This window comes from Pseudomonas sp. NBRC 111132 (assembly GCF_001320565.1).
Classification (GTDB): domain Bacteria; phylum Pseudomonadota; class Gammaproteobacteria; order Pseudomonadales; family Pseudomonadaceae; genus Aquipseudomonas; species Aquipseudomonas putida_P.
The window spans coordinates 1-12,540 of sequence record NZ_BCBI01000009.1 but is presented as its reverse complement, the minus strand read 5'-3'; the positions used below and the strand labels follow the sequence as shown (position 1 = coordinate 12,540).

Genomic DNA, 12,540 nt, shown 5'->3' with positions numbered 1-12,540 from the left:
AACAATTGGTGTTGGGTGGCGGCACGCAGCTCGAGGAAGTGACCATGAAAGAAGGTATCCACCCGAACTACGAAGTAGTTGCAGTCACCTGCAGCTGCGGCAACAAGTTCGAAACCCGTTCGACCCTGGGCAATGTCCTGTCGATCGACGTTTGCAACCTGTGCCACCCGTTCTACACCGGTAAGCAGAAAGTCCTGGACACCGGTGGTCGCGTACAGAAGTTCGCCGACCGCTTCGGTATGTTCGGTACCAAGAAGTAATCATGCGCATGGCGAATCCTTCGGGCTTCGCGTTGTTGCTGAAGAAGGCGCCCCTTGTGGGCGCCTTTTTTGTGGCCGCTATCTGGCATTCTTCGGCCCATGCGTTCTGCCCGCTGCCAGGCAAGCCCCAGTTGGTAGCGGTGCGACAGGTGGTCGATGGCGATACCTTGCGCCTGGCCGATGGCCGCAGTGTGCGGCTGATCGGTATCAATGCTCCGGAAATCGGCCGCAAAGGGCGCAGCAGCGAGCCCTATGCCGAGGCAGCCAAGCGGCGCCTGCAGGCGTTGGTTCAGGAAAGTGACGGGCGTGTCGGGCTGGTGCCTGGCGTTGAATCCAAGGACAAATACGGCCGCACACTGGCGCACGTCTATGGCCGTAATGGCAACAATCTGGAAGCACAGTTGCTTAGCGAGGGCTTGGGTTATCGCGTGGCGGTTGCCCCCAATGTGCGCCTCAACGGCTGCCAGCAGCTCGCGGAGCAAGCCGCGCGCAAGGCGGGTAGCAACCTGTGGCGCCGTTCGCCCGTGGTGCCCGCAAGCGCTGTCAGGCAGTCGGGTTTTGCTTTGGTCGGTGGCCGCATCAAGGGCATCGAGCGCAACCGCGGCGGGGTCTGGCTGACCCTGGACGATGCTGTGGTGCTACAGGTTCCCGCTCGTCTGCAGCGCAACTTCCCTGCCAGCTTCTTCGATAACCTCAAAGGACGCCAGGTCGAAGCGCGTGGTTGGGTGCTGGATCGTTCCCGCAGGGGCGGCCTCAAGCCTGGGCAGCGACGTTGGGTGTTGCCATTGACCGATCCGAGCATGTTGGAGCGAATTTCAGGCTAAAAGATGTAGACATTTCGCTATTGGATTGTACACACTGTGAGCCGTATGCCCCGTGGGTTATAGCGTAAAGTCGTAGGCTAAAGGCCTTGACACAAGTGACCGACCAGTCTTGTGACTCCCCGGCTCTTTGCGTATCCTCGGCGGTCCGTCAGAACAGTAAATAGCGGAATGCCCACCATGTCAGACCTGAAAACCGCCGCTCTCGAATATCACGCTCAACCTCGTCCGGGGAAACTGAGCGTCGAACTCTCCAAGCCCACTGCCACCGCCCGTGACCTCGCCCTGGCCTACAGCCCAGGTGTTGCAGAGCCGGTACGCGAAATTGGCCGTGATCCAGAGCTGGCTTACAAATACACCGGCAAAGGCAACCTGGTTGCGGTGATTTCCGATGGCACCGCCATCCTCGGTCTGGGTGACCTCGGCCCACTGGCTTCCAAGCCGGTCATGGAAGGCAAGGGTGTTCTGTTCAAGCGTTTCGCTGGTATCGATGTATTCGACATCGAGGTCGAGTCGGAAAGCCCGCAAGCGTTCATCGACACCGTCCGCCGCATTTCGATCACCTTCGGTGGCATCAACCTTGAAGACATCAAGGCCCCTGAGTGCTTCGAAATCGAGCGCACCTTGATCGAGCAGTGCGACATCCCGGTGTTCCACGATGACCAGCACGGTACCGCCATCGTTACCGCCGCCGGCATGATCAACGCCCTGGAAATCGCCGGCAAGAAGCTGGAAGACGCCAAGATCGTCTGCCTCGGCGCCGGCGCTGCCGCCATCTCCTGCATGAAGCTGCTGGTGAGCATGGGTGCCAAGGTCGAGAACATCTACATGATCGACCGTAGCGGCGTGATCCACGCTGGCCGTGACGACCTGAACCAGTACAAGGCGCAGTTCGCCCACGCTACTGACAAGCGCACTCTGGCCGATGCCCTTGACGGTGCCGACGTGTTCGTAGGTCTGTCCGGCCCGAACCTGCTGAGCCCGGAAGGCCTGAAGTCGATGGCTGCCAACCCAATCGTGTTCGCCTGCTCGAACCCGGATCCGGAAATCTCGCCAGAGCTGGCGCACGCCACTCGCAGCGACGTGATCATGGCTACCGGTCGTTCCGACTACCCGAACCAGGTCAACAACGTACTGGGCTTCCCGTTCATCTTCCGTGGTGCCCTGGACGTTCGCGCCAAGCGCATCAACGAAGAAATGAAGATCGCCGCTGCTATCGCCCTGAAAGACCTGGCCAAGCTGCCAGTGCCTAAGGAAGTGTGCGAAGCCTACGGTGTCGAAGGCCTGGAGTTCGGTCGTGAGTACATCATTCCGAAGCCGCTGGACGCACGCCTGATCACCGTCGTTTCCGACGCCGTGGCCAAGGCCGCCATCGAATCCGGTGTGGCTACCCTGCCGTATCCGAAGCACTACCCGCTGACCAGCGTGGATGAAGTGTTCAACGGCTGATTGCCGCTGTAGCAACATAAAAAAGCCCCGGCTCGGATGAGCCGGGGCTTTTTGTTGTGCCGTGGAAATGTTTCAGGGTGGCAAGGTGCTTGTGATGAGACTGTTGGCGCCTATGAGATCGAGCGCCGCGCGGGCGGCGCTCGATTGGCGCGCCCACGCAAATCCTGAGTCAGACACCCTGCTTCAGAACAGATCCATCGGCGCTGCTTCATCGGCTGGCAGCGGGCTGCCCGGTGCCGCGCCATTGCCCAGCTCGTCCACCGATGGCGGCGAGTCTTCGGCCTTGAACAGCTCGAAGTAGGCATTCGGTGTGCTCGGCGAGGCGGCGCGCCCGCTGACCGGGTCCACCCGCAGGCTGAGGATGCCTTCCGGTTCTGCTGGCGCATGCGCCGGTTTGTCCTTGAGCGCCGCGCCCATGAAACTCATCCAGATCGGCAGCGCCGCCGTACCGCCGTACTCGCGGCGACCGAGCGTTTCTGGCTGGTCGAAACCGACCCACACGGTCGTCACGTAGTCGGCGTTGTAGCCCGAGAACCAGGCGTCCTTGGATTCGTTGGTGGTACCGGTCTTGCCCGCCAGGTCGGTACGGCCCAAGGCCAGTGCCCGGCGACCGGTACCGCGCTTGATCACGTCCTGCAGCATGCTGGTGAGGATGTAGGTGGTACGCCCGTCGACGATCTGTTCGGCTATCGCCGGCGCTTGTGGTGCAGTTGCCACCTGACTGAAGGCAGGCGGTGCTTCGCCTGGCATGGCGGCGGTGCTGATTGGCTGCTCGGGTGCGGCCAGGCCAGCCTGGTCCTCGGCACCTTGCGGTACGCGGGCTGGGTTGGAAGTAAACAGCGTCTCGCCGCTGCGGCTTTCGATGCGGTCGATCAGGTAAGGGGTGATCTTGTAGCCACCGTTGGCAAAGGTGCTCCACCCGGTGGCGATTTCCATCGGGGTCAGGGTGGCGGTACCCAGTGCCAGCGACAGGTTGCGCGGCAGGTCCTGCTTGTTGAAGCCGAACTTGGCGATGTAGTCGATGGTGCGGTCCACGCCCATGGCCTGCAGCAGGCGGATCGACACCAGGTTGCGCGATTTGTACAGCGCCTCACGCATGCGGATCGGGCCGAGGAAGGTGTTGGTGTCGTTCTTCGGCCGCCACACTTTATCCACCGACTCGTCAACGAACACGATCGGCGCATCGTTGACCAGGGTGGCGGCGGTGTAACCGCTGTCCAGCGCGGCGCTGTAGATGAATGGCTTGAAACTAGAGCCAGGTTGGCGCTTGGCCTGCATGGCGCGGTTGTAGTTGCTCTGCTCGAACGAGAAGCCGCCGACCAGGGCGCGGATGGCGCCGTTGTAGGGGTCAAGGGTAACCAGTGCACTCTGCGCACCGGGCACCTGGCTGAACTTGAACTTGCCATCTTCCAGACGTTGCAAGCGCACCAGGTCACCGACCTGTGCCACGTCGGAAGGCGACTGCGGTGTGCGCCCCTGGGCGTTGCTGTTGATGAACGGGCGCGCCCATTTCATGGTGTCCCAAGCAACCTGTGCTTCCTGGCCGTCACGGGTCAGCACTTTGAGGCCGGTTTTTTCAACTTGAGTGACAATGGCTGGCTCCAGGCCGCCGAGGGTGCGTTGTTTGCCCAGTTCCTGCAGCCAAGCTGCCTGGGTACGGCCCGGGAAGCGTGCTTCAGGGCCGCGGTAACCGTGGCGTTCGTCGTAATCGGAAAGCCCGTTGAGGACGGCCTTGTTGGCCATTTCCTGCATGTCGCTGGGCACGGTGGTCGTGACGCGGAAGCCCTCGGTATAGGCATCGCTGCCGTAACGGCCGACCATTTCCGCGCGGGCCATTTCAGCGATGTACGGGGCATTCACTTCAGGCGTCGGTACGTGGTAGCTGGCGTTGAGCGGCTCGGCCAAGGCGGCCTGGTAGCTGGCCTCGTCGATCTTGCCCAGCTTGTACATGCGGCCGAGGATCCAGTCGCGGCGTTCCTTGGCACGTGCCGGGTTGGCCAGTGGGTTGAAGCGCGACGGTGCTTTGGGCAGGCCGGCGATCATCGCCATCTGCGCCAGGCTCACGTCACGGATCGACTTGCCGTAGTACACCTGCGCAGCGGCGTCGATACCGTAGGCGCGGTTGCCCAGGTAGATCTTGTTCACGTACAGCTCAAGGATTTCGTCCTTGGTCAGCTCACGCTCGATTTGCAGGGCCAGCAGGATTTCGTTGGTCTTGCGCGAGAAGCTGCGCTCGCTGGTGAGGAAGAAGTTCTTCGCCACCTGCATGGTGATGGTGCTGCCGCCGGTCTGGATGTGCCCGGTTTTCACCAGCTGGGTCGCGGCACGCATCAGGCTGCTGGGGTCTACACCATAGTGGTTGAGGAAGTTGTCGTCCTCAGCTGACAGCAGCGCCTGAATGAATTGTGGGGGAATTTCCGCGAAGCGGATCGGCGAGCGGCGCATTTCGCCGAATTCGGCAATCAGCTTGCCGTCGCTGCTGTACACCCTGAGTGGGATCTGCAACTGGATGCTTCTGAGTGACTCGACCGAGGGCAGGCTGGGGCTAAGATACAGAAACGCACCGCTCACACCGAGTACGAGCGCGCAGATGACTGCGACGGATGACCACCAGAAGAACTTCAGCAGACGTATCAAGGCTTTTCGGTGTCCAGGTTGGGAGTGGATTGCACGCGGGTCCGGCGGACCAAAAAACGCTGGGCATTATAAGCATTTTTTCGCCTCTCCGGGTTACCGGCCAGGCTACCCGTCGCCTCGATGGATAGCCTCGGCCCAGTGTTGCCGCGGGGTTGCCACAGACAGCAGGGAAGTCGCGATGCTTGGACGCTTCGGCAAGGATGCCGGTTCACTCGTGGGGGTGGAAATTGCCCCGGATGCCGTTCGCATGCTGCAACTGCAGCAGCGCAATCGACGCTGGCGGGTGGTGGGGTCGGCACAAGAACCGCTTATGGCACCGCTGGGTGATGATTGGGTGGCGGAGCCTGATGCAGTGGTGGCTGCGTTACAGCGCGCCTACCAGCGTAGCGGGCTCAAGCAGCGCCGGGTGGCGCTGGCATTACCGGCCAGCCAGGTCATCTGCAAACTGTGCCACCTGCCTGCGCAACAGAACGAAGCGCAGTTGGAGGCGCGGTTGCTGGCCGATGCTGAGCGGCTGTTTCCGTTTCCACTGGAAGACCTGGCCCTGGATTTTCAGGTCTTGGGGGCTTCCAGTGTTCAGCCAGGCTGCAGTGAGGTGATGGTTGCTGCCTGTCGGCAGAGCGCGCTGGCGTCACTTGAATCAGTGGTCGAGGCGGCGGGCTTGCAGTTGGAAGCCGTCGAGGTCGACAACATTGCTTTGTGCCGCATGTTGCCACGGGGCGGCTCGGAGGGGGCGGCGTTGTTGCGTGTCGACGCTCGCAGCCTGACCCTCTATGACTGGCTGCCGGGCAGGGTATACCAGCGCCGTGAGCTGCCAGTCTCCGGTTTGGAGACTAGCGGGCTGTTGCCAGAGCATTTGCAGGCGCTGCTGACCGAAAAAAACCTGCCTGCGGGCTTGTGGATTAGCAGCAGCTCAGCGATTGACTCAGGCTGGTTGCAAGGGCTTGGCAATCGGCTGAACCTGCCGTGCAGGTGCCTGCCCGGCCTGACGGGGCTTGAGCATGTCGATGGGTCGATGCTCCTGGCCTGTGCCTTGGCCGTGGGAGGGTTGCGCCCATGATGCGGTTAAACCTTCTGCCATGGCGTGAACGGCAGCGTCAGGCTGCGCTGCGGCGTTTTCGCGGCCAGCTGGTTGCTGGCGCTTTACTGGCCTTGTGCGCCGTGATGCTGGTCGATCAATTGGCCCGCCAGCGCGGGCAGCAGCAGGCGCTGGCCAATACCCAGTTCCAGGCTGCCCTTGAGGAGCTGGACGAGCAGTTGCGGCCGCTGGCCGATGTACGCACGCAGCATGCAGCATTGCTCGCCCGGGCCTCGGCGCTGGAAGGCTTGCGTGCCCACCAGGGGATGTTGGCCGGTCTGTTCGCTGACCTTGAGGGGGCTTTGCCTGAAGGTGTGCAACTCCTTGAGCTCAGCCTTGAAAGCGGCCGCCTGCAGATGACCGGCTTGGCTGCATCCGGTGCTGTGGTTGCGCAGTTCATGCGTGACTTGAACCGCTCGAGCGTTTTGCTCGATTTGGAACTCAAGCGCATCAAGAGCCTGCCGGGCGGCGATGAATTCCTGCTGACCGCGCGCGTTTCGGCGTTTTGGTCGTGAGTACTGCACAGCTTCTCGCTTGGTTGGCTGTGGTCGAGCGCTCCGATCGCTGCCGACGACTGGCGCCAGCGCTGGTAGCCGCTGTGTTGTTCAGCCTGGGCTGCGCGATGCGCCTGCCGGCACTGATTCAGCAGCAGTCACGCGAGGATGTCAGGTACGCCGAATTGAATCAGAGGCAGGCAGCCAGTGCATTGCGGTTGGCCGAGCTTGAGCAGTTGCGGGCTGCTGTGGTGGCCGCCGAGCAGCGGTTGCAGGAGGCGCGCTGGCAACTGGCTGGCGGGGAGGGCATGAGTGACCTGCTTGAGCGCCTGGCGGTGACCGGGCATGCGCAGGGTTTGCTGGTCGAGCGCCTCGATGTCGATAAGGGCGAGCAACAGGCTGGTTTGCGCAAAGTGCCGCTGGAGTTGCAAGTGGTGGGGCGTTACTCAGCCTTGCGGTTGTGGTTGGACGACTGGTTGGGGCAGGTGCGAGTGCTGCACAGCGATGACATGAGCCTGGCTGCCGTTGATCGCCAGCCTGGGCTGTTGCGCCTGCGGTTGCGGGTTTATGCCTATGACGCGCCCGCACCCATGAAGGCACCTGCGATGCTGGCGCGGCTACCGGCAAGGGCTGCAATGGCTGCGCCTGCCGTAGACCCGTTTGCCCCTGTGGCGGCGCGGTTGACCGCAACGGGGCTGGCCGGTGTGCCGCTGGCGCAGCTGGAGATGGTCGGTAGCCTGGCGCGCGGGGCGGCACGCGAAGCATTGCTGATGGCGGCTGGCAGGCTTTACCGCGTGCGCCCAGGTGACCGGGTAGGGCGTGATCAGGGGGTGGTGGCGTACATCGACCAACGTCAGGTCGAAGTGCGGGAGCGGCTGTTCATGGCGGGGGAGTGGCACGAACGCACGGCGTTCATCACCCTTGCCAAGCGCCTGGGCAAGGAGGCCTCGGACCAGAATGAAAACGTGGATGAAATATCTGCTGGCAACCCTGCTGTCGGTTCCGCTGGCGTCGGCGACGTCTTATGAGGGTGAGCCGCTGTCGTTGAACTTTCAGGATGTAGAGGTGCGCGCGGTACTGCAGGTACTGGCGGACTATGCCGGGGTAAACCTGGTAGCCAGCGATGCGGTGCAAGGCAACGTCACGATGCGCTTGCAGGACGTGCCGTGGGATCAGGCACTGGACCTGGTGTTGCGCAGCAAGGGCCTGGCTCGGCGCCAGGAGGGTAATGTGCTGTTGGTGGCGCCTGCCGCCGACTTTGCCGCACAGTCAGCCGAGACCCGTGCGGGGCAAGTGCTGGAAGCGCAGTTGCAACCTTTGCGTCGGGAACTGCTGCCTATTCACCACGCCAAGGCTGCCGATTTGGCGGAGTTGCTACAGGCGAGCCTGGTGGGTGACGGTATTCTCACGGGTAGCCTGAGTGTCGATGAGCGCACCAATACCCTGGTGGTGCACCTGCCTGCCGACCGCCTGGCCGAATTGCGGCAACTGGTGACGCAGTTGGATGTGCCGGTGCGCCAGGTAGCGATCGAGGCGCGTATCGTCGAGGCCAACGTCGATTACGAGAAGAGCCTGGGGGTGCGCTGGAGCGGGCCGCTATACGGCGCGCAACTGCGGCCAGGCAAAGAATTGTTCGTCGATCTCGGCGTCGAGCGTGCCGGCGGCAGTATCGGCCTTGGGTTATTGCGCGGGGACGTGTTGCTGGACCTTGAGCTCAGCGCCATGGAAAAGAGTGGTAACGGCGAGATCATTTCGCAGCCCAAGGTGGTCACGGCCGACAAGGAAACGGCGAGGATCCTCAAGGGAACCGAGGTGCCTTACCAGGAAACCAGCCAAAGCGGTGCGACCTCGGTATCTTTTCGCGAAGCGTCGCTGTCGTTGGAAGTTACCCCGCAGATCACCCCGGACAATAAGGTGATCATGACCGTCAGGGTGACCAAGGACGAGCCGGATTACGTCAATGCCTTGAACAACGTACCGCCGATCCGCAAGAACGAGGTAAATGCCAAGGTTCGTGTGGCTGATGGCGAAACGATCGTGATTGGTGGCGTTTACTCGACTTCGCAAAACAATGTGGTCGACAAGGTGCCATTTTTCGGCGATCTGCCGTATGTTGGGCGGCTGTTTCGACGCGATGCATTACAAGAGAAAAAATCCGAGCTGCTGGTCTTCCTGACTCCGCGTATCATGAGTGACCAGGCGATTGCTGTGAGTCGTTGATTCTGTGCGAAATTTGATACTTGTGGGGCCCATGGGCGCTGGTAAAAGCACCATCGGACGCCTATTGGCCAAAGAGCTGCGCCTGCTGTTCAAGGATTCCGACAAGGAAATCGAACTGCGATGCGGCGCCAACATCCCGTGGATTTTCGACAAGGAAGGCGAGCCGGGTTTCCGTGATCGCGAGCAAGCGATGATCGCCGAGCTGTGCGCGCTCGACGGCGTGGTCCTGGCCACCGGCGGCGGCGCGGTGATGCGTGAAGCCAACCGTCAGGCGCTTTATCGGGGAGGCCGGGTGATCTACCTGCATGCTTCGGTGGAGCAGCAGGTCGGGCGCACCGCGCGCGACCGCAACCGCCCGCTGCTGCGTACCGCCAATCCCGAGGCAACCTTGCGTACCTTGCTGGAAACCCGCGACCCGCTCTACCGCGAAATCGCCGACCTGGTCGTGGAAACCGATGAGCGGCCGCCACGCATGGTGGTGATCGATATTCTTGAGCGCTTGCAGCAGTTGCCGCCCCGTTAACCCGGGACTATTCTCGGCCACCAGCCGGGGCGAGGTTCAACGTTACCGCGCAGGTTGCCCGAATGGCGCCGCGCCCAAGTACATTGTGGGGATACATGCAGACACTAAAGGTCGACCTGGGCGAGCGTAGCTACCCGATCTACATTGGCGAAGGCCTGCTGGACCAGCCCGAACTGCTGGCGCCGCACATTGCCGGCCGGCAGGTTGCCATCGTTTCCAACGAGACCGTCGCCCCCCTGTATCTCGAACGCCTGAGCAAGACCCTGGGTGCCTACTCGGTACTGCCGGTGGTGTTGCCCGATGGCGAAGCCCACAAGAATTGGGAAACCCTGCAACTGATTTTCGATGGCTTGCTGACAGCCCGCCATGATCGTCGCACCACCGTGGTCGCCCTGGGCGGCGGCGTGATCGGCGACATGGCCGGCTTCGCTGCCGCTTGCTACCAGCGCGGTGTCGACTTCATCCAGGTGCCGACCACCCTGTTGTCCCAGGTCGACTCTTCGGTGGGCGGCAAGACCGGCATCAATCACCCGCTGGGCAAGAACATGGTCGGTGCCTTCTATCAGCCCAATGCGGTACTGATCGATACCACCAGCCTCAAGACCCTGCCCGCGCGCGAACTGTCCGCAGGCCTGGCCGAAGTGATCAAGTACGGCCTGATTTGCGACAAACCGTTCCTCGCCTGGCTCGAAGACAATATGCAGGCCCTGCGCGCCCTCGACTCGGCAGCCCTGACCGAGGCCATCCGCCGCTCCTGCGCGGCCAAGGCCGCAGTAGTGGGGGCTGACGAGCGCGAGTCGGGCGTACGGGCCACGCTGAACCTGGGGCATACCTTCGGGCATGCCATCGAAACCCACATGGGCTATGGCGTGTGGTTGCACGGCGAGGCCGTGGCGGCGGGCACGGTGATGGCCCTGGAAATGTCCATGCGTCTTGGCTGGATCGACCAGGCCGAGCGCGATCGCGGTATCCGCCTGTTGCAGGATGCAGGTTTGCCGGTGGTGCCACCACAGGAAATGACCCCGGCGCATTTCATGGAGCACATGGCGGTCGACAAGAAGGTGCTCGACGGTCGTCTGCGTCTGGTGCTGCTGCGCCAGATGGGCGAGGCCGTAGTGACCGACGACTATTCGAAAGAGATTCTACAGGCCACGCTGTCGGCGGATTACCGCGCGATCGTGGCCCAGCTTTGAGGTTGTGACAGCGCAATGACCAGTTTGCATGCCGATGAGGCCTTTCTCGACCATTACCAGTTGAGCCACGATCCGTTCGCGCCCCGCGTGCCCGGTTTCAAGTTCTTCCCGGCCCAGCGCAAGCCCGTGCTCGGCCAACTGCACCACCTGGCGCGCTACAGCCAGTTGATGCTGGTGGTCAGCGGCCCGCTGGGCAGCGGTAAGTCGCTGCTGCGCCAGGCCTTGGTGGCCAGCACCAACAAACAGGCTGTGCAAAGTGTGGTGGTGTCTGCCCGCAGCGCCAGCGATGCCTCCAGCATGCTCGCCCACGTCGCCCAGGACCTTGGTGTGGCCCAGCCTGAAGTGCAGGCGATCCTGTCCAAAGTGGTGCAGCTGGCACTGACCGGGCAGGAAGTGTATTTGCTGGTGGACGATGCGGAACAACTCGACGAGTCGGCACTCCAAGCGTTGCTGGAATTGGCGGCGGGGGTGCCGGAAGGGCGCCCGCACGTGTTCCTGTTCGGTGAGCCATCGCTGATTGCCGGGCTGGACGAGCTCAATGTCGAGGAAGAACGCTTCCACATCATCGAGCTTGCCCCCTACAGTGAGGAAGAAACCCGCGAATACCTGGAGCAGCGCCTGGAGGGCGCCGGCCGGGGCATCGAGGTGTTCAGCCGTGAACAGATCGCCGATATCCATGAAAACTCCGACGGTTGGCCTGGCAATATCAACCAGGTCGCCCGTGACACTTTGATCGAAGCCATGATCGCCAGCCGCTCGACGGCCAAGCGACCATCCATGGGGTTCAAGATGCCTAAAAAACATGTGCTCGCGCTGTCCGCTGTGGTCGTGGTCGCCGTTGCGGCTGCAGTATTGATGCCCAAGAAAAGCGACAAGGCCCCCGCCGAAGCGCCAGCCGCCCAGGCTCAGTTGCCACTGGGCGACGGCAAGCAGGGTGCTGCCATCGAGTTCTCTGGCTCGTCCCAGCCCATGCCGCTGCCGCTGGTTGGCCAGTCGCAGCCGGTGATGCGCGAGCCGTTGGCCCAGGCCGCAGGCATGGGCGAGGGCGAAGAAGGCAGCCCGGCAGGTGATACCGCCCTGCAGCCTGGCAACCCACCACCTACCGTGACTACCATCGCGCCGCCGCAAGGTGTGCCGGCAGGCCCGGCCCCCGCGCCTGCTCAGCCAGTCGCCAGTGCGCCTGTGGAGCCGGTTGCACCTGCGCCAAAGCCTGTTGCAACCCAACCCGTAAAACCGGTTGCGCCTGCCAAGCCTGCTCCCGCGCCGACCCAGGTTGCCGTGGCCAAGCCGGCCGCCAAACCTGCCGAGAAACCAGCGGCCGCTGGCGGTGGCAGTGGTGGTTGGTACGCGGGGCAGAAGCCAGGTAATTATGTGGTGCAGATCCTCGGCACCAGCTCCGAAGCTTCGGCCCAGGCATACGTCAAGGCCCAGGGTAGCGACTATCGCTACTTCAAGAAAAACCTGCAGGGCAAGCCACTGTATGTAGTCACTTACGGCAGCTTCGCCAACCGCGACGCAGCGGTTGCAGCAATCAAGAACTTGCCAGCGAAGGTCCAGGCTGGTAAACCTTGGCCACGTACCGTGGGCAGCGTCCAACAAGAGCTGGCCACGGCCCGCTGATACCTTCCGGGCGGCATCACCCCGCCGCCCTGTAGCTAAGCGAATTCTAGCTTTCGACTAGCCTGCTGCGCCCGAGCGCGGCAGGCTTTTCTGTCCCAGACTGCCGGCCACAAGCCCCTAGTTGCAGTCATGGCTGAAACGCTTCAGACTCAAGCCAAGCCGCTATCACGGCGCATGGCGCAAAAACATTCAAAATTGCGACATAAATTTTCAATGGTGAGACATGAAAATTTGTGGGCATCGCT

11 protein-coding genes are annotated in these 12,540 nt (G+C 62.4%); 10 read left to right on the top strand and 1 reads right to left on the bottom strand.

Features of this window, described 5'->3' with window-relative positions:
• The first annotated feature begins 44 nt into the window (after positions 1-44).
• The 3 genes from rpmE to APH35_RS06215 all read left to right on the top strand — a co-directional run bounded on the left by rpmE (position 45) and on the right by APH35_RS06215 (position 2,530).
• A complete protein-coding gene (gene rpmE, locus APH35_RS06225; RefSeq protein WP_012274639.1) occupies positions 45-260 on the top strand; it encodes a 50S ribosomal protein L31 in 216 nt (71 codons plus the stop codon).
• Between the two features lie 2 nt (positions 261-262).
• The gene (locus tag APH35_RS06220) at positions 263-1,084 is read left to right on the top strand and encodes a thermonuclease family protein (protein ID WP_012274638.1); all 822 of its coding nucleotides are present in this window, start codon (positions 263-265) and stop codon (positions 1,082-1,084) included.
• A 177-nt stretch (positions 1,085-1,261) separates the two neighbouring features.
• On the top strand, positions 1,262-2,530 hold the full coding sequence (locus tag APH35_RS06215) for a malic enzyme-like NAD(P)-binding protein (protein ID WP_041166616.1): 1,269 nt from the start codon (positions 1,262-1,264) through the stop codon (positions 2,528-2,530).
• Between the two features lie 183 nt (positions 2,531-2,713).
• Here the strand turns inward: APH35_RS06215 and APH35_RS06210 are convergent, their stop codons facing one another.
• On the bottom strand, positions 2,714-5,164 hold the full coding sequence (locus tag APH35_RS06210) for a penicillin-binding protein 1A (protein ID WP_370739375.1): 2,451 nt from the start codon (positions 5,162-5,164) through the stop codon (positions 2,714-2,716).
• Positions 5,165-5,345: 181 nt separating this feature from the next.
• Between APH35_RS06210 and pilM the strand changes: the two genes are divergently transcribed.
• From pilM to APH35_RS06175, 7 genes are all read left to right on the top strand, one after another.
• Positions 5,346-6,227: a type IV pilus biogenesis protein PilM gene (gene pilM / locus APH35_RS06205; protein WP_060493003.1), complete on the top strand. Its 882-nt coding sequence runs from the start codon at positions 5,346-5,348 to the stop codon at positions 6,225-6,227.
• Positions 6,224-6,760 (top strand): PilN domain-containing protein, encoded by a 537-nt coding sequence (locus tag APH35_RS06200; RefSeq protein ID WP_012274634.1) that lies wholly within the window; start codon positions 6,224-6,226, stop codon positions 6,758-6,760. The genes pilM and APH35_RS06200 overlap by 4 nt, the downstream gene beginning before the upstream one ends.
• The gene (locus APH35_RS06195) at positions 6,757-7,767 is read left to right on the top strand and encodes a pilus assembly protein PilP (protein ID WP_012274633.1); all 1,011 of its coding nucleotides are present in this window, start codon (positions 6,757-6,759) and stop codon (positions 7,765-7,767) included. Before APH35_RS06200 ends, APH35_RS06195 begins: the two co-directional genes overlap by 4 nt.
• Entirely contained in the window at positions 7,697-8,959 is a 1,263-nt protein-coding gene (locus APH35_RS06190) for a type IV pilus secretin PilQ (RefSeq protein WP_082425717.1), read from the top strand. The genes APH35_RS06195 and APH35_RS06190 overlap by 71 nt, the downstream gene beginning before the upstream one ends.
• Positions 8,960-8,963: 4 nt before the next feature.
• Positions 8,964-9,482 carry a shikimate kinase AroK gene (gene aroK, locus APH35_RS06185; protein ID WP_041166614.1) on the top strand — a complete coding sequence of 173 codons (519 nt, stop codon included), beginning with the start codon at positions 8,964-8,966 and terminating at the stop codon, positions 9,480-9,482.
• Between the two features lie 95 nt (positions 9,483-9,577).
• Positions 9,578-10,675 (top strand): 3-dehydroquinate synthase, encoded by a 1,098-nt coding sequence (gene aroB, locus APH35_RS06180; protein ID WP_041166613.1) that lies wholly within the window; start codon positions 9,578-9,580, stop codon positions 10,673-10,675.
• Between the two features lie 15 nt (positions 10,676-10,690).
• Positions 10,691-12,295, top strand: coding sequence for an AAA family ATPase (locus tag APH35_RS06175; protein ID WP_060514426.1), 1,605 nt, complete (start codon positions 10,691-10,693; stop codon positions 12,293-12,295).
• The last annotated feature ends 245 nt before the right edge of the window (positions 12,296-12,540 follow it).